This window comes from Luteimonas sp. FCS-9 (assembly GCF_001014645.1).
GTDB lineage: Bacteria > Pseudomonadota > Gammaproteobacteria > Xanthomonadales > Xanthomonadaceae > Luteimonas.
In genome coordinates this window covers 205141-220806 of the sequence record NZ_LASZ01000002.1, presented here as the reverse complement: position 1 = coordinate 220806, position 15666 = coordinate 205141, and the positions used below count along the sequence as shown (strand labels likewise).

The following is a 15666-nucleotide window of genomic DNA, read 5'->3' as shown; positions in this document are numbered from 1 at the left end:
TCAGCGGCCCGCGAGGGCGTCGACGATGTTCAGGCGCATCGCGCGGACCGCCGGCAGCGCGCCGACGACCAGGCCGATCGCGACCATCAGGCCCAGTCCCAGCGCCCAGCTCTGCCACTCGACCCCCGGCAGGCGGATCATGTCGCCGGCCGCGACGTTGACCACGGCGCTCGCGACCGCCGACAGCCCAAGCCCGACCACACCGCCGAAGACCACCAGCACCACCGATTCGGCCAGCACCAGCATCAGCACGCTGGTGCTGGAGAAGCCGATCGTCTTGAGCACCGCCAGCTCCGACGTGCGTTCGCGCACCGCCTGCGCCATCGTGTTGCCGGTCAGCAGCAGCAGGGTGAAGAACACCGCGCCCATGATCGCACCGACGATCATGCCGACGTCGGCCATCTGCTTGAGCTGCGAGGCGAACGCGGCGGCCTCGGTCATCGTGCGGGTCTCGTTGGGCGAGTTGGCCGACAGCGCGTCGATCGCCTTGGCCGCACGGTCGGCCCGGCGCACGTCCGATACCCGGCTGACGTACCAGCCCACGTCGCTGTCGACGTACGGTGTGGACTCGGCGAAGTAGTCGTAGTGCATCAGCAGCATCTGGTCGTTGAACCCGCCCTGCTTGCCGTCACGGTTGCGCAGCACGCCGACGATGTCGAACGACCAGTTCAGCGAGCCGTCGCTGTTGGGGAAGATCGACGACTGCAGCGGGATCCGGTCGCCGACCGTCCAGTCGAAGCGCTGCATCAGCTTCTCGCCGACCAGGATGCCGGTGCGCGTGCGCGCGAACGCGTCGCGCTCGGCCTGTGCGACCTCGATCTCCGGATACAGGTCCAGGTAGTTGGGCGCGACCGCGAAGCTGAAGATCTGGTTGCGCGGGCCCTGGTAGGTGCCGCCGAACCAGCTCGCGTAGGTGACCGCCTCGATGTTGTCGACCAGCTCGATGCGCTTGCCCAGGGCCTGCGGCAGCGTCTCGATGAACGACAGCCGCGACGAGGTCTGCAGGCGCTGCGCGCCGTCGGCGTTCTGGCCGAGCTGCGCGAATGCCACGCGGATGCCGTCGAGCAGGCCGAACAGCAGGAATGCAGCGACGATCGACGCGACCGTCAGTGCGGTGCGGGTCTTGCGGCGCATCAGCGCGGCCCAGACCAGGTGCAGGTATTTCATGGGATGTCCTGCCGGTGTAGTTCAGGAATTCGGTGTTGCAGCGAGTCGGCTCTTCTCCTTCCCCCGCATGCGGGGGAAGGCTTTCAGATCACGTCGCTTCCGCGTGCTCGCCGACCAGCGTGCCCTTGTCCAGGTGCAGCGTGTGGCTGGCGTACTCGGCCGCCTTCGGGTCGTGGGTGACCATGACGATGGTCTTGCCGTGTTCGCGGTTGAGCGTCTGCAGCAGACCCAGGATGTCCTCGGCCGACTGCCGGTCGAGGTCGCCGGTGGGCTCGTCGCAGATCAGCAGCGTGGGGTCCGACACGATCGCGCGCGCGATCGCCACGCGCTGTTGCTGCCCGCCCGACAGTTCGTTGGGCTTGTGCGAGGTGCGGTCCGACAGCCCGACCAGGGTCAGCGCGATCTGCGCGTTGCGCTTGCGCTGCGCGCCCGAGAGCCTGGTCAGCAACAGCGGCAGCTCGACGTTCTTCTGCGCGGTCAGTGCCGGCATCAGGTTGTAGAACTGGAACACGTAGCCGACGTTGCGGCTGCGCCAGCCCGACAGCTGCCCGCCGCCCATGCGGTCGATGCGCTCGCCGTCGACGGCGATCTCGCCGCCGGTGGGCGTGTCGAGCCCGCCGATCAGGTTGAGCAGCGTCGTCTTGCCCGAGCCCGACGGGCCCATCAGTGCGACGAAATCGCCCTGCGCGATATCGAGGTTCACCCCGTGCAGCACCTCTACCTTCTCCGGTCCGCGCTGGTAGGTCTTGGTGAGGTTGCGGATCGACACCAGTGCCATCGTCATTCCCCTTGGTGATCTGGAAGTGTTGCGCCCGTAGGAGCGCGCTGGCGCGCGATGCGGGTCCACCGCAACCCTTTCGCGCGCGAGCGCGCTCCTACGAGGAATGCGTCATTGCTTGATCGTTACGCGGCTGCCGTCGTCGAGCGCATCGGGCGCGTCGACCACGAGCTCGTCGCCCGGATTCACGCCGTCGGCGATCTCGACGTTGCCGCCGACGCGCTCGCCGGGCGCGACCGTGCGCTGGCGCACGACGTCGCCGTCGACGACGAACACCACCGGCGCGCCGCCGCGCTCGGACAATGCCGTGGCCGGCACGCGCACGCCGCGGGGGGCGTCGGCGTCCTGCGCCGGACGCGCCTGTTCGAGGAAGCTCACCGTCGCCCCCATGTCCGGCACGATGCGTGCGTCCCTGGCATCCAGCGCGATGCGCACCTTGACCGTTGCCTTGCCGCGGTCGGCGGTCGGCACGATCGCGATCACGCTGCCGGGGATCTTCCAGTCCTGGTAGGCGTTGAGCGTGGTCTCGACCGGCATGCCCGGCTTGACCCGGCCGATGTACGACTCGCCGACGTCGACCTCGACCTCGAGCGAGTCCATGTCGACGATCGTGCCGATGCCGGTGCGGGTGAAGCCACCGCCGGCCGACAGCGGCGAGACGATCTCGCCCGGCTGCGCCGCCTTGGCGATGACCACACCGGCGAACGGCGCGCGGACCAGCGTGTCGTCGACGCCGATATCGGAGATCCGCAGCTGCTCGCCGGCGACGCTGGCATTGCGGCGTGCGGTGGCCAGCTGGGCACGCAGTGCGTCGCGCTGGGCGACGGCCTGCTCGTACTGCGCCTTGGACACCAGTTGCTGGCCGACCAGCGCCTGCAGTCGCTCGGCATTCGCCGCGGCCTCGGTCAGCTGCGCCTGCACGCCGGCGACCTGGCTGCGCGCGGCCTCGAGCTGCGCGGCCGACAGGTCGCGCCGGGCATCGGCGTCGATCGGGTCGAGGGTCGCGAGGACCTCGTCGGCGTCCACGTGCTGGCCTTCCTCGATCCGCACTTCGCGCACGCGGCCGGTGATCTTGGCCGACACCGTGGCCATGCGCCGGGCGACGACGTAGCCGCTGGCATCGAGCACCGAGCCGCCGGCGGTGCCGGGGGCGCTGGGCGCGGCGACAACCGTGGTCTCGACCTCGATCGCGTGCGGCACCAGCAGCCAGGCTGCGAGCAGCACGACGATCGCGACCACGGCCGCGATGCCCAGCCCGATCCACAACCGGCGACGCGACGGTGGCGGCGGCGCGCTGCGATCGATGCGGAGTTCCTTGAGTAGGTCGGCGTTCGTGTTCATTGGAGCCTGGACGGGAGGACCGGGGCCAGTGTGACCGCGGGCGGCGGGGGTTTCCAACCTGCCGGAAGTCAGCAGCGCAGCGCCGGGACGGGCCGCAGCGCCGGCACAGTCTGTCGCCGCCCGGCCCCGCGGTCACGTGACAGCTGTCAGGCGATCGCGCTGACGTTTGCGCCTGATGCCGCGCCGGTCCGACACCGAGACTGGGGTTCCCGGTTAGAAGGAGACGCGACGATGTCCATGACTGCGATCACCAACGCGCCCGCGCCCGCTGCCATCGATCCGCTGGCGTGTCTGCGCGGCGTCACGCGCACCCGCGGGCGTGTCCGCGTGCTCGATGAGGTGGATCTGACGGTGCCGCCCGGCGAGGTCACCGCGCTGCTCGGCGTCAACGGGGCGGGCAAGTCCACGACGATCGATATTCTGCTCGGCCTGCAACCTGCCGACCGGGGTGAGGCCCGGTTGTTCGGGCGCCCGCCTGCCGACCCCGTCGCACGACGGCGGATCGGGGTGATGCTGCAGCAGGCGCAATTGCCGGAGCGGCTGCAGGTCGGCGAACTGCTGGCGCTGGTGCGCAGCTGGTATCCGGCGCCGCACAGCCCGGCGGACTGCGTCGCCCTGGCCGGGCTCGAAGGGCTGCTGGCGCGCCGCTATGGCCGGCTCTCGGGCGGGCAGCAACGACGTGTGCAGTTCGCGCTGGCCTTGTGCGGCCGTCCGCAGTTGCTGTTTCTCGACGAACCGACCACCGGTCTGGACCCCGAGGCCCGGCAGCAAGTCTGGCTGGCGATCCGCGCCCTGGTGGCCGGTGGGGTAGGCGTGTTGCTGACCACGCACGACATGACCGAAGCGCAAGCGCTGGCGGACCGGGTCGTGGTGCTGGCGGCAGGGCGCGTCTGCGTCGCCGGCAGTGTCGACGCGGTGCGGGCGCGGGTCGCGCAGCGGCGCGTCGCCTGCGACAGCGCACTGCCGGAAAGCGAGATCGCGACCTGGTCGGGTGTCGCATCGGTGCCCCGGACGGGGCACCGCCTGACGATCGTGGCCGACGACGCAGAATCGGTGGTGCGCCGGCTGTTGCAGGCCGATCCGCACGCCGGCGGGCTCGAGGTACGCCGCGCGGATCTGGCTGAGGCGCTGACGGCCATGCCTGGGCAGGCGCAGGCGGGAGCAGACGCATGAGCGCGCAGGCACGGGGCGATGCGCCGGCCGGCCGGGCCCGGATGCTGCGCGCGGTGGCGCAGACCGTGCGCTGCGAACTGCTGCGGCTGCTGCGTGAGCCGATGTACGTGCTGCCGACGCTGCTGTTTCCCGCATTGTTCTACGCGATGTTCGGACTCCTGCTCGGCGGCAACCGGGGCAGCGCCGAAGTCGCCCGCTATCTGCTGGCCACCTATGGCGTGTTCGGTGCGATGGGCGCGGGCCTGTTCGGGTGCTCGGTGACGCTGGCGATCGACCGCGAGCGCGGGTTCTTCGCGCTGCAACGCGCGTTGCCAGCGCCGGGTGGCGCCTGGCTGGTGGCGCGGGCCGCGATCGCGCTGCTGTTCTCGCTGGTGATCGTGCTGGGGCTGGCGGCGCTGGCGACGGCGTTCGGCGGTGTGTCATTGGCGCCGGCGCAATGGGCGCAGCTGTGGGCGGTCACCGTGCTCGGCGCGCTGCCGTTCTGTGCGATCGGCCTGCTGCTGGGCAGCGTCGCCAGCGCCAATGCCGCACCGGCCTGGGCGAACCTGCTGTTTCTGCCGATGGCTTTCCTGTCGGGACTGTGGCTGCCGCTGTCGATGCTGCCCGATGCGCTGGCGCAACTGGCGCCGCTGTGGCCGGCCTACCACCACGGCCAGCTCGCGCTCGCGGTGCTGGGGGCCGATGTCGGGGGCGGCGCTGGCGGCCATATCGCGGTGCTGACCGCGACGACGCTGGTGTGCGCGGGGCTTGCGCTGCGCCGGCTGGCGCGGGTGGGCTGAGGGCGTGGACGCTGATCGCCTGCCGCCCGCCGGGCCGGTTACGCTGGCGGCCGTGAGCGCACAGACACCCGACGACGCACACCCCCGGCCCATCGCAGGACTGCGCCCGGCGCCCGATTCGGTGCTCGGGATGGCGCTGCGCCAGGGACGGCCGGCCTGGAGCGAGGGCATCCACGCGCTGTGGTCGGTCTGGGTGTTCGTGGTGCCGATGTTCTCGCTGCGCGGCTACGACCTGCGCTGGCTGATGCTGACGCTGCTGTCGTATCCGGTGTTCCTGGCGCTGTTCGTCGGTGCCCTGGTCCTGCCGCCGCGCCGCGCGCCCTGGTGCGCGGCGGCGATGATCGCGATGTGCCTGGCGATGCTGCCTTGGTACGTGTCGGGCTTGAGCTACTTCGTGTTCGGCTGCGTGTTCCTCGGCACGCTGTCGCGCGGGTCGGTGTGGCGCTATGCGCTGGCGCTGGCGGCGCTCAACGCGGTGTTGCTGGTGTGGGCGCGCTTGCTCGGCTATCCGTGGACGGCGCTGGCGTGGATGCCGCTGACCACCGGGGTGATCGGCATGCTGGTGCATGTCGACCGCCTACGGCACGCGCAGGATGCGGCGCTGCGGCTGTCGCACGACGAGGTCAGGCGCCTGGCGGCGGTCGCCGAGCGCGAGCGCATCGGACGCGACCTGCATGACCTGCTCGGCCACACGCTGTCGATGGTCGCGCTGAAGGCCGACCTCGCATCGCGACTGGTCGCGCGCGATCCGGCCGGCGCGCAGCGCGAGATCGGCGAGGTCGGCGGCATCGCGCGCGATGCACTGGCGCAGGTGCGCCAGGCGGTCAGCGGCATCCGCGCGGCCGGGCTCGCCGCCGAGCTCGCATCGTCTAGGCTGCTGCTCGAGACCGACGGGGTCGCGTTCGACTACGTGCTCGACAAACACGTTGCCGGTGCAGGCCTGCCGCCCGAGGTTGAAACGACGCTGGCGATGACGCTGCGCGAGGCGGTCACCAATCTGCAGCGCCACGCAGGCGCGCACGCCGCGCGAGCGACGTTCTCGCGCGAGGGCGACACGATCCGTCTGCAGGTGATCGACGACGGTCGCGGCGGTGCGATCGTGCCGGGCAACGGCCTGTCGGGCGTGCGCGAACGCATCGAGGCGCTCGGCGGCGTCCTGCACGTGGAAGGCGGCCCCGAGGGCACACGCGTCGATGCGCGCATCCCGCTGCAGCCCGCATCCGCGCGGTCGGCCGGGACGCGCCTGCGCGCCGGGGCCTGCTAACGTCCCGCCATGCCCCGCATGCCCACCGCCGACGATCCGCTGCGCGTCCTCATCGCGGAGGACCAGGCGATGCTGCGCGGCGCGCTGGCCGCGCTGCTGAATCTGGAAGACGACCTGACCGTGGTCGGCAGCGTCGGCGACGGCGAATCGGCCTGGCGCGAGGTGCAGCGGCTGGCACCTGACGTGCTGGTCGCCGACATCGAGATGCCGGGGTTGACCGGCCTGGAACTCGCGCAGCGCATCCAGCGCCACGGGCTGCCGCTGCGCGTGGTGATCGTCACCACCTTCGCGCGCGCCGGCTACCTGCGCCGCGCGCTCGACGCCGGCGTCGGCGGCTACCTGCTCAAGGACGCGCCGGCCGAGCAACTGGCCGAGGCGCTGCGGCGGGTCCACGCCGGCGGGCGCGCGATCGATCCGCAACTCGCACTCGAGGCCTGGAGCGAACCCGATCCGCTGAGCGAGCGCCAGCGGCAGGCGCTGCGGCTGGCGGGCGAGGGCCTGGACGCGCCCCAGATCGCGGCGCGGCTGCAGCTCTCGCACGGCACCGTGCGCAACTACCTGTCCGAGGCGATCGGCAAGCTCGGCGTCGTCAACCGTATCGAGGCCTACCGCCTCGCGCGGCAGAAGGGCTGGCTGTAGCGGAGCGATGTCGGCAGGACCGGGGCGGAAGACCGCCCGGGGTGGGCGCGCCGGCGGCGGGCTGCTAGCCTCGTGCGCCCGTGCCGCCGCGCACGCCCGCCGGAAGCGCCATGTCCCGATCCCCGATGCCCCTGGGCGCGCGCGTCATCGCGCTCATCGCGCTGCTGTGGAACCTGTTCGGCCTGGCGCTGCTGGTGCTGCGGCTCGGCGCGACGCCGGCCGCTGCGGCGCCGGCAGTGCCGCTGTGGTTCGATCTGGTCTCGGGCCTTGCGGTGATCACCGGGACCGGCGGAGCGCTGGCGCTGCTGCTGGCGCGACGCCAGGCGGTGCCGATGCTGCTGCTGGCCTTCGTCGCGGTCGCCGTCTCGGTGGTGGCCGGCCTGGCGCTGCAACCGGCGCTGTTTCCCGGCGGTCCGGCGATGCCGGTGTTGCTGGTTGTGGTGGTCGGCGCGTTCTCGGGGTTCGCGCGCTCGGCCGCCCGTCGCGGCTGGCTGCGCTGACGGCGCGGCTCGCCGCACCGCCCGCGAGCCGGCGCGTCAGCCGCAGCGCGCCTGGAGCATCGCCCACGCCGCACGCAGGCCCAGCGCCTCGCCGCCCTGCGGATGGCCGGGCCGGCTGCTGTCGTTCCAGGCGTAGGTGTCCAGGTGCGCCCACGGCAGGTCGCCGGGCACGAAACGCTCCAGGTACAGCGCCGCGGTGACGCTGCCGGCCATGCGCGAGCCGGCGTTGGCGATGTCGGCGATGCCGCTGGCCAGGTAGCGCAGGTACGGGCGCCACAGCGGCATGCGCCAGACCGGGTCGCGGGTCGCCTCGCCGCCGGCGATCCAGGCGGCCGCCAGCGCGTCGTCGTTGGCGAACAGCGCCGGCAGGTCGGGCCCGAGCGCGATGCGCGCCGCGCCGGTCAGCGTGGCGAAGTCGAGCAGGGTATCGGGCGACTGCTCGGCGGCGTAGGCGAGCGCGTCGCACAGCACCAGCCGGCCCTCGGCGTCGGTGTTGTCGATCTCCACGCTGATGCCCTTGCGCGTGGCGATGATCTCGCCCGGACGCAGCGCGTCGGGGCCGATCGCGTTCTCGACCGCCGGCACCAGCAGCGTGATCCGCAGCGGTAGCCTGCGCGCCATCACCAGCTCGGCCAGCGCGATCGCGTGCGCGGCGCCGCCCATGTCCTTCTTCATGTTGCGCATGCCGTCGGCCGGCTTGATGTCCAGGCCGCCGGTGTCGAAGCACACGCCCTTGCCGACGATCGCCACGTGCGGATGCGAGGGCTCGCCCCACTGCAGGTGCAGCAGGCGCGGCGCGCGGTGCGAGGCGCGGCCGACGGCGTGGATCGCAGGGAAGTTCCTTGCCAGCAACGCGTCGCCGGCGATGCTCTCGAACGTGGCGCCGTGCGTGTCGGCGATGCCGCGCACGACGTCCTCCATCTGCGCGGGCCCCATGTCCTCGGTCGGGGTGTTGACCAGGTCGCGCACGCGGGTGGTGGCGGCGATCAGGTCGACGACCGTCGCGTCGGGCGCATCCACGGCCAGGCGCGCGGGCCGGCGCGCAGTCGCCTTGTAGCGGGTGAAGCGGTAGGCGCCCAGGCCCCAGCCCAGCTGCAGCGCGTCGGCCTGGTGCGGGCCGGCCGGTCGCCAGTCGCCTTCGGGCAGGCCGTACGCGGCGTGCGCGTAGCTGTCGGGGTCGCGCGCATCGCCGATGCCGATCGCCGCGCCGCCCAGCCCGTCGTCGCCCGGCAGCAGGACCAGCGTGCCCGGCCCGGCGTCGAAGGTCTGCGCGTCGAGCCAGCCGCGGATCGCGGCGGGCTGTCCCTCGCGCCAGGCCGCGTAGTCCGCGCGCGAGACGATGTGCAGCGGGCGGGCGTCGCGCGCGTCGGTGGCGAACAGGCGGGCGGTGGTGTCGGTCATGGGCGTGTCCGGTCAGGCGTCGTCGGCGGCGGTCGGCACGGTGTCGAGCCAGTCGGCGAGCGCGGTGAGGGTGTCGAATTCGAGGTCCGGGGCCAGCTCGGGATGTTCCCAGCGGCGGTCCTCGCGGTTGATCCAGCAGGTGCGCAGTCCCGCGCGCGCGGCACCGGCGACGTCCATCTCGATATGGTCGCCGACGTGCAGCACGTCGCCGTGCGCGCAACCCAACCGTGTGCACGCGGCGTGGAAGATGCTCGCCTCCGGCTTCGCCGCGCCGTGCTCGCGCGCGGCCAGCTTGAACGCGAACAGATGCGACAGGCCGATGTGCTCGATGTCGGCATTGCCGTTGGTCAGCGCGGCCATCGGTACGCGTGAGGCGATCCGCGCGAGCGCATCGAGGCTGTCGGGATAGAACTCGATGCGGTTGCGCTCGGCATGGAACACCCGGTAGGCCGGATCGAGCAGGCCGACGTCGCCGCCGCTGTCGCGCAGCGCGTGCTCGATCGTGAGCTGGCGCAGCGCCTCGACGTCGTGCGCCAGGTGCGCGTTCTCGGCGTACACCCGGGCGCGCAGCTCGCGCATGCGCTCGATCGGATAGCGCTCGGCGGTCGCCGGGCTGTGCTCGCGCAGGAACGCGTCGAGCGCCTGCTCGATGCGCGCGCCGATCGGCGCGAACGGCCACACGGTGTCGTCGAGGTCGATGGTGATGGCACGGATCGGGAACTGCATGCGTGCATTGTAGCGGGGGACTTTCCGCGAAGCCGCCAGCTTGCGGCACATGCGTAGGCGCGCCTACGCAAGCAGTCGCGCCCAGCCCTCGAAGCCCTCCACGCGCGCGAGCACCAGCTTCACGCAGACCAGCAACGGCACCGCCAGTAGCAGCCCGACGATGCCCCACATCCAGCCGAACATCAGCAGCGCCAGCACCAGCATCAGCGGCGACAGCGCCATGCGCCGGCCCAGCACGATCGGAGTCACGAACTGGCCCTCGAGCGTGTGCAGCGCCAGGTAGATCGCTGCGGGGATCACCGGGGCCCAGGCCGGGGTCGGCCAACTCCCCTCGTAGCTGACGAAGCCCATCAGCAGCATCAGCAGCACGCCGATCAGCGGTCCGACGTACGGGGCGAAGTTCAGCAGCGCCACGACCGTGCCCCACAGCAGCGCGTCCTGCAGCGGCAGGCCCATCCACAGCAGGATGCCGGCGAAGATCGCACCGAGCAGCGTGTTGATGATCGAGATCGTCAGCACGTAGCGCGAGATCTCGCGTTCGATCGACTGCAGGATGTCGACGGTGAGCTTGCGGCGCTGGCGATCGGGCAGCAGCGCGATCGCGTTGCGCTGCAGGTTCTCGCCGTAGACCATGAAGAAGAAGGTCAGCAGCACGACGGCCAGCACCGAGGCGAGCATCTTGGGCGTGGCGACGAGCGTGCGCCACGAGCTGTCGTCCTGGATCCGCACCAGCTGTACCCGTCGCTGCGGGCGGTCCTCGGTGGCCCGGGCGAACGATTCGGCCGCCTGGTTGGCCTGGTGCACCGGCTGGGTCATCTGCTTGAGCCGCGGCGCCAGCGTGCGCAGCTGTTTGGGCGCCTGCTGGACCCATTCGCTGGCCGGTCCGTAGAGCTGTGTGCCCAGCAGGCCCGCGGCGGTGAGCCCGGCGGCCAGCACGAGCACGGCGCCGACGAAGCGGGGAATCCACAGCCGGCGCAGGCCGCGCAGCACCGGGTTGCCGACCAGCGCGAAGAACATCGCCAGCAGCACCGGCAGGATCACCCCTTGCGCGGCCCACAGCGTGGCGAGTACCACGAGCGAGGTCAGCACCACCAACGCGGTCGAGGCCCGCGGTCGCGGAGCGACCGGGGTCGGGACCGGTGGCGGCGCGCCCTCCGGCGGCGGCGGGCTGATCGGGGTGCTCATCGTCGCGCGCCGCGCCGCTGCGCGCTCAGCGCTCGGGTTCCGAGACCTCGGTCGCGGCTTCGGCCGGCCGCGGCTGGGTGTCGTACGCCGGCTCGGGCCGGCGGCGATCGGTGCGCGGCACCGGGCCCGATGCGTCCGTGGGCAGATCGGCGAAGGCCGACGTCTGCGCCGTCGGGACGGCCACCGCCGGCGCACCGGCGGCCGCGGGCGATGCAACCGGGGAGGCCGCAGCGTCCGCGGTCTGCGCGGCGTCGTCGGCGGTCTCGGCCGCCGTGTCGGCGGTATTCGCCGCCTTCTTGGCGGTCACCGCGGCGATCGTCGCCTGGATCGAGGACGCCAGCCCGGACAACGCGCTGACCATCTGCAGCGACTTCGGCCCGCCGATCTTGCCCAGGCGCCGGAGCGCGCGCGTCGGCTTGGAGACGCCCATCGCGAAACCGCCGATCAGGCCGGCGATCACGATGCGGGACGGGGTCCAGCCCTCGCGCCAGCTCGAGCGCAGCGCGGCGTAGCGATCCTGGGTCTGGATCACACGGCCGTCCACGAGCGCTTCGGCGCGTTCGACCCGGTTCTTGATGCCTTCGAAATTCATGGGGCTCGCGGCTCCGTGGTCGGCCGTCGCTCGACGCCGGTCAGTGCCGCGTCGTCATCGTCGTCGTCGTCTTGGCCGTCCTCGGAGAACAGCCCCAGCCGGGTCAGCTGCCGCCGCGTGGCGTGCATGCCGGCGTAGTCGAAGAACACCGACACCCGCCAGGCGGCCAGACCGGTCACCAGCAGGCTGATCAGCATCGAGATCGAGATCGACTGCAGCCACGACAGTCCCCAGGACTGCAGCAGCGCGATCGCCGCGCCCATCGCCAGCAGCCATGCGGACGCGCCGAAGACCACCGACACCGCCGACCACGCCAGCGCCCGTCCCAGCGCGCTGCGGGCCAGGGCGAAATCGGCGGAAATCAGCTTGCGCAACGCGCGCCCCGTGTCGAGGCCCGACCCCAGGGTTTCCTTGGCCGCCGCGCGGACGCGGCGGACGCTCTCGTCCAGGTGCGGCGCCTCGCCGGGCGCACGCTTCGCGCTGCCGGCGGGCACCTCCTCGCGCGGGTCTTCCCCGGTCACGCGCTCGGTCATGTCGATCCGCGATTACTTGCTGCGAGCGAGCTTGGCGATGATCCAGCCCGCCGCGAAGGCGGTGCCGAACGCCGCGATCGGACGCTCGCGGATCAGGTCGGCGGCGCTGTCGATCAGGTCGCGGCCCTTCTCCATCAGCAGGTCGGCCTGCTCCTTGGCCGCCGCAGTGCCTTCCTCGACCGCGGCCAGTCCGGCGGTGGCCGTCTCGGCCAGCCCCGACTTGATGCTCGCCTTGCCGAGCTTGAGTTCGTCACCCGCCACGCCGGCGGCGTTCTTGACCGCGGAGGTCGCGTCGCGTGCGGCCTGGGCCAGGTGGTTGCCGGCTTCGCCAAGGTTGGTCTTTACCGCTTCGGTCGAGGTGGGGCTCATGTTCGCTCGCTCCTGTGTGGGTCGGTCGTACCGCGCGGAGGCGCACGGCACGGGTGGGGTCAACGCATGATCACGTTGTAGATGCGTCCGCCGCGTGAAATGCGCATTGCCAGATCCGCCGGACGGCTGGCCAGCGAATCGCGGAAGCCGGCGAGGTCGCGGAACTCGCCGCTGTTGGCGGCCAGGATCAGGTCGCCCTCGCGCAGGCCGTTGTTGTGGGCGCGGCTGCCTGGCTCGACCTTCTCGATGCGCACGCCGCCGATGCGGTCGTTCTGCCGGCGGATCGCCTCGGGCAGGTCGGCCAGCGTCGCACCGGCCAGCCGCGGATCGAAGCTCGCGCCGTCGCGCGGCAATGCGCGCAGGCGGGTCTCGATCTTCATCGGCTTGCCGTCGCGCAGTACCTCCAGCGTCACCGGGGCGTCGAGCGCCTGCAGGCCCTGGAAATTGCGCAGCGCCTCGCTGTTGTCGATCCGCTGCCCGTTGGCCGAGACCACGACGTCACCGGTGCGCAGGCCCGCGTTCGCGGCCGACGAACCGCCGTACACGCGCGTGACGACCGCGCCGCGCGGCGCATCGAGGCCCAGCCCCTGGGCGATGCGCGCATCGACAGTCTGGGTGTCGACGCCGAGCGTGCCGCGCTGCACGCTGCCGGTGGCCGCCAGCTGCGTCATCACGTTGCGCGCCAGGCCGATCGGGATCGCGAAGCCCAGGCCGATGTTGCCGGCCATGCTGCCCTGGGTGTTGAAGCTCGCGGTGTTGATGCCGACCAGCTCGCCGCGCAGGTTGACCAGCGCGCCGCCCGAGTTGCCCGGGTTGATCGACGCGTCGGTCTGGATGAAGTTCTGGAAGCCCACGCCCGGCACGTTGCTGCGCTCGACCGCCGAGACGATCCCCGAGGTCACCGTCTGCCCGAAGCCGAACGGGTTGCCGACCGCGACGACGAAATCGCCGACCTGCAGGTTGCTGTCGCGGGCGAGCGGAATCGCGGTCAGGCCGGAGGCCTTGACCCGCATCAGCGCCACGTCGGTGTCGACGTCCGACCCGATGAACTCGGCCTCGAGCGTGCGACCGTCGGCCAGCGTGACCGAGACGTCGTCGGCGCCCTCGATGACGTGGTGGTTGGTCAGCACGTAGCCCTGGGCCGCGTCGACGATCACGCCCGAGCCCAGCGATTCGTTGATCCGCTCCTGCGACAGCTCGGGGAACATCCGGCGGAAGAACGGGTCGTTGCCGAACGGGCTCACCCGCACGCGCTGCTTGGTGTGCACCGACACGACCGACGGCGTGACCTGGCGCAGCATCGGCGCCAGCGACGGCAGGGCCTGGCCGTCGACGGACGCCGGCAGCGCGGCGAGCATCGGCACCGCGGCGGCGGCGGGCGGCGTCGCGATGGCGGGCTGCTGCAGCGCGTCGCGCATCGCGGTCGCGGCGAAACCGCCGAACGCGGCAGCGAGGGTCAGGGCGAGAAGCGTGGTCTTGGCGCGCATGGTGGTGGCATCCCCTGTCGGCATGGCCGTGGCGAAACGGATGGAAGGCGAACGTGGCGCCTCGGGCGGCGCCGGTCAAGCGGACGGGGCCCGCCGCCCGGCGGCGCGGGGCAAGTGTCGCGCCGCGCGCTTGAATCGGCGTTGAAGTCCGCATTCATCGATGGGCCGCGGCGCGCTACATTGGCGCTCGCGGGCGACGGGCCCGCGCAGGCAGCACGAGGGCAGCAGCATGGGCAACGAGAACCCGAAGGCCGAGGGCGGGACGACGGCATTGGCGGCGAAGGTGCGCAAGCGGGCCGGCACCGCGGTCGCATCGGCCAGGCGATCGGCGCAGCAGGCCGAGACCGCGGTCGCGGGCAGTGCACGCACGCTTGGCGAGCGTGCCAGCGGGGTGCTGGCACTGGCCGCAGATGCGGTGAGTCGACGGGTCGCGGCCGCGCGCGAGAAGCTCGAGGGCGCCCAGTCCGCCGCGGCGGCGGAGATTGCCGCGCTCAGGCGCAAGGGCGCGGGCAGGACGGCCGCCGAGCGCGCCGCCGCGAAGCGCGACGCACGGGCGGGCGCCGGCAAGGCCGCGAAGCCGGTTGCGAAGAAGGCGACGCCGGCTGCGAAAAAGGCCACGCCGGCCGCGAAGACGCCCGCGAAGAAGACCGCGACGGCAGCGGTGGGAACGCAGGCGAGGAAGGCGTCCGCGGGCAAGGCCCCGGCCGCTGCCGCTGCCGCCGCGAGCAGGACGCCCGGCACGAAGACGGCCGGCACCAAGGCGGCCGTGAAGTCCGGCGCGAAGGCGACCGCGAAGACGAGCGCGAGGAAACGTGCGGCAGGCAAGGGCGGAGACGACGCCCCGGCGAGCGGTCGGGGCGCAGGTGCGAAGACCGCCGCCAGGCGCGGGTCCGGCGGCAAGGCATAGCGGACCCAGGGCCGACAGGTCGGCCCCGGCGTGTGGGCCGGGTTCGTTGCACCGGGCAGGCGCGTGCGGGGACTGCGAGCCGCCACGCCCGGACGGGCGCGGCGGCGGCCGGCTTCAGGCGACGGCCTGGCTCAGGTCGGCGATGCGATAGCCGGCGCCGGTGATCGTGTGCAGCAACTGCACCGGCTGGTCGCGGTCGATGATCTTGCGCAGGTTGTAGAGGTGGCTGCGCAGCGTGTCGGAGTCGGGCAGGCTCAGGCCCCAGATCTCCTGCTCGATCTCGCGGCGGGTCACCACCCGCGGCGCCTCGCGCATCAGGATCGTCAGGATCTTCATCGCGATCGGCGCCAGGTTCAGTTCCTTGCCGCCGCGCTGCACGCGCAGCGACACCGGATCCAGGCGCAGGTCGCCGACTTCCAGCACCGCGGCCCCGACCTCGCGCCGGTCGCGGCGGATCAGCGCGCGGATGCGCGCCTCGAGTTCCTTGATGTCGAAGGGCTTGGTGAGGTAGTCGTCGGCGCCGGCTTCCAGGCCTTCGATCTTCTCCTCCAGCGAGTCGCGCGCGGTGAGCATCAGGATCGGGGTGGAGTTGCGGCCGTCGGCGCGCAGGCGGCGGCAGACCTCGATGCCGCCCAGCCGCGGCAGCATCAGGTCGAGCACGATGACGTCGAACGGGTTTTCCGACGCGATGTTGTACGCGTCCAGGCCATCGGCGGCGTAGTCCACCTCGAAGCCCCGGCTTTCCAGGTATTCGCCGACGGGTTCGGAAATGTTGCGGTTGTCCTCGACCAGGAGGACCAGACCCCCGGGGCTGTGATGCGCCAT

General features: G+C 72.1%; 17 protein-coding genes. 6 read left to right on the top strand and 11 right to left on the bottom strand.

Going from position 1 to position 15666, the window contains the following annotated elements:
• From WQ56_RS02620 to WQ56_RS02610, 3 genes are all read right to left on the bottom strand, one after another.
• Entirely contained in the window at positions 1-1167 is a 1167-nt protein-coding gene (locus WQ56_RS02620; protein WP_047135509.1) for an ABC transporter permease, read from the bottom strand.
• Between the two features lie 88 nt (positions 1168-1255).
• The gene (locus tag WQ56_RS02615) at positions 1256-1951 is read right to left on the bottom strand and encodes an ABC transporter ATP-binding protein (RefSeq protein WP_047135508.1); all 696 of its coding nucleotides are present in this window, start codon (positions 1949-1951) and stop codon (positions 1256-1258) included.
• Between the two features lie 105 nt (positions 1952-2056).
• Positions 2057-3286 (bottom strand): efflux RND transporter periplasmic adaptor subunit, encoded by a 1230-nt coding sequence (locus WQ56_RS02610; RefSeq protein WP_047135507.1) that lies wholly within the window; start codon positions 3284-3286, stop codon positions 2057-2059.
• A 231-nt stretch (positions 3287-3517) separates the two neighbouring features.
• Here WQ56_RS02610 and WQ56_RS02605 point away from each other — a divergent pair, with 231 nt between their 5' ends.
• The 5 genes from WQ56_RS02605 (at position 3518) to WQ56_RS02585 (ending at position 7641) form a co-directional block, all read left to right on the top strand.
• On the top strand, positions 3518-4459 hold the full coding sequence (locus WQ56_RS02605; RefSeq protein WP_231583331.1) for an ABC transporter ATP-binding protein: 942 nt from the start codon (positions 3518-3520) through the stop codon (positions 4457-4459).
• The gene (locus WQ56_RS02600) at positions 4456-5238 is read left to right on the top strand and encodes an ABC transporter permease (protein WP_047135505.1); all 783 of its coding nucleotides are present in this window, start codon (positions 4456-4458) and stop codon (positions 5236-5238) included. Before WQ56_RS02605 ends, WQ56_RS02600 begins: the two co-directional genes overlap by 4 nt.
• Before the next feature lie 52 nt (positions 5239-5290).
• A complete protein-coding gene (locus tag WQ56_RS02595) occupies positions 5291-6502 on the top strand; it encodes a sensor histidine kinase (RefSeq protein WP_231583330.1) in 1212 nt (403 codons plus the stop codon).
• Between the two features lie 18 nt (positions 6503-6520).
• Positions 6521-7141, top strand: a complete 621-nt coding sequence (locus WQ56_RS02590; protein WP_047135503.1) for a response regulator transcription factor — start codon at positions 6521-6523, stop codon at positions 7139-7141.
• A 110-nt stretch (positions 7142-7251) separates the two neighbouring features.
• A complete protein-coding gene (locus WQ56_RS02585; protein WP_156170216.1) occupies positions 7252-7641 on the top strand; it encodes a hypothetical protein in 390 nt (129 codons plus the stop codon).
• Between the two features lie 36 nt (positions 7642-7677).
• On the opposite strand, the gene WQ56_RS02580 is transcribed toward WQ56_RS02585, so the two are convergent.
• From WQ56_RS02580 to WQ56_RS02550, 7 genes are all read right to left on the bottom strand, one after another.
• Positions 7678-9042: a leucyl aminopeptidase family protein gene (locus tag WQ56_RS02580; protein ID WP_047135501.1), complete on the bottom strand. Its 1365-nt coding sequence runs from the start codon at positions 9040-9042 to the stop codon at positions 7678-7680.
• A gap of 12 nt (positions 9043-9054) precedes the next feature.
• Positions 9055-9768, bottom strand: a complete 714-nt coding sequence (locus WQ56_RS02575) for an HAD-IA family hydrolase (RefSeq protein ID WP_047135500.1) — start codon at positions 9766-9768, stop codon at positions 9055-9057.
• Positions 9769-9831: 63 nt separating this feature from the next.
• Complete coding sequence (locus WQ56_RS02570; protein ID WP_047135499.1) at positions 9832-10953, bottom strand: AI-2E family transporter; 1122 nt, start codon at positions 10951-10953, stop codon at positions 9832-9834.
• A gap of 25 nt (positions 10954-10978) precedes the next feature.
• Entirely contained in the window at positions 10979-11545 is a 567-nt protein-coding gene (locus WQ56_RS02565) for a hypothetical protein (protein WP_047135498.1), read from the bottom strand.
• Complete coding sequence (locus WQ56_RS02560; protein ID WP_231583329.1) at positions 11542-12078, bottom strand: phage holin family protein; 537 nt, start codon at positions 12076-12078, stop codon at positions 11542-11544. Before WQ56_RS02560 ends, WQ56_RS02565 begins: the two co-directional genes overlap by 4 nt.
• 12 nt (positions 12079-12090) lie before the next feature.
• On the bottom strand, positions 12091-12447 hold the full coding sequence (locus WQ56_RS02555; protein WP_047135497.1) for a hypothetical protein: 357 nt from the start codon (positions 12445-12447) through the stop codon (positions 12091-12093).
• A 59-nt stretch (positions 12448-12506) separates the two neighbouring features.
• A complete protein-coding gene (locus tag WQ56_RS02550) occupies positions 12507-13934 on the bottom strand; it encodes a Do family serine endopeptidase (protein ID WP_047135496.1) in 1428 nt (475 codons plus the stop codon).
• A 229-nt stretch (positions 13935-14163) separates the two neighbouring features.
• Here WQ56_RS02550 and WQ56_RS17540 point away from each other — a divergent pair, with 229 nt between their 5' ends.
• Positions 14164-14841: a hypothetical protein gene (locus WQ56_RS17540; protein ID WP_156170213.1), complete on the top strand. Its 678-nt coding sequence runs from the start codon at positions 14164-14166 to the stop codon at positions 14839-14841.
• Positions 14842-14955: 114 nt separating this feature from the next.
• On the opposite strand, the gene WQ56_RS02540 is transcribed toward WQ56_RS17540, so the two are convergent.
• Positions 14956-15666 carry a response regulator transcription factor gene (locus tag WQ56_RS02540; protein WP_047135495.1) on the bottom strand — a complete coding sequence of 237 codons (711 nt, stop codon included), beginning with the start codon at positions 15664-15666 and terminating at the stop codon, positions 14956-14958.

Coding starts and splice junctions, on each gene's coding strand:
- WQ56_RS02620 (WP_047135509.1), bottom strand. CDS start 1,167: ATGAAATACCTGCACCTGGTCTGGGCCGCGCTGATGCGCCGCAAGACC.
- WQ56_RS02615 (WP_047135508.1), bottom strand. CDS start 1,951: ATGACGATGGCACTGGTGTCGATCCGCAACCTCACCAAGACCTACCAG.
- WQ56_RS02610 (WP_047135507.1), bottom strand. CDS start 3,286: ATGAACACGAACGCCGACCTACTCAAGGAACTCCGCATCGATCGCAGC.
- WQ56_RS02605 (WP_231583331.1), top strand. CDS start 3,518: ATGTCCATGACTGCGATCACCAACGCGCCCGCGCCCGCTGCCATCGAT.
- WQ56_RS02600 (WP_047135505.1), top strand. CDS start 4,456: ATGAGCGCGCAGGCACGGGGCGATGCGCCGGCCGGCCGGGCCCGGATG.
- WQ56_RS02590 (WP_047135503.1), top strand. CDS start 6,521: ATGCCCACCGCCGACGATCCGCTGCGCGTCCTCATCGCGGAGGACCAG.
- WQ56_RS02585 (WP_156170216.1), top strand. CDS start 7,252: ATGTCCCGATCCCCGATGCCCCTGGGCGCGCGCGTCATCGCGCTCATC.
- WQ56_RS02580 (WP_047135501.1), bottom strand. CDS start 9,042: ATGACCGACACCACCGCCCGCCTGTTCGCCACCGACGCGCGCGACGCC.
- WQ56_RS02575 (WP_047135500.1), bottom strand. CDS start 9,768: ATGCAGTTCCCGATCCGTGCCATCACCATCGACCTCGACGACACCGTG.
- WQ56_RS02570 (WP_047135499.1), bottom strand. CDS start 10,953: ATGAGCACCCCGATCAGCCCGCCGCCGCCGGAGGGCGCGCCGCCACCG.
- WQ56_RS02565 (WP_047135498.1), bottom strand. CDS start 11,545: ATGAATTTCGAAGGCATCAAGAACCGGGTCGAACGCGCCGAAGCGCTC.
- WQ56_RS02560 (WP_231583329.1), bottom strand. CDS start 12,078: ATGACCGAGCGCGTGACCGGGGAAGACCCGCGCGAGGAGGTGCCCGCC.
- WQ56_RS02555 (WP_047135497.1), bottom strand. CDS start 12,447: ATGAGCCCCACCTCGACCGAAGCGGTAAAGACCAACCTTGGCGAAGCC.
- WQ56_RS02550 (WP_047135496.1), bottom strand. CDS start 13,934: ATGCGCGCCAAGACCACGCTTCTCGCCCTGACCCTCGCTGCCGCGTTC.
- WQ56_RS17540 (WP_156170213.1), top strand. CDS start 14,164: ATGGGCAACGAGAACCCGAAGGCCGAGGGCGGGACGACGGCATTGGCG.
- WQ56_RS02540 (WP_047135495.1), bottom strand. CDS start 15,666: ATGGCGCATCACAGCCCCGGGGGTCTGGTCCTCCTGGTCGAGGACAAC.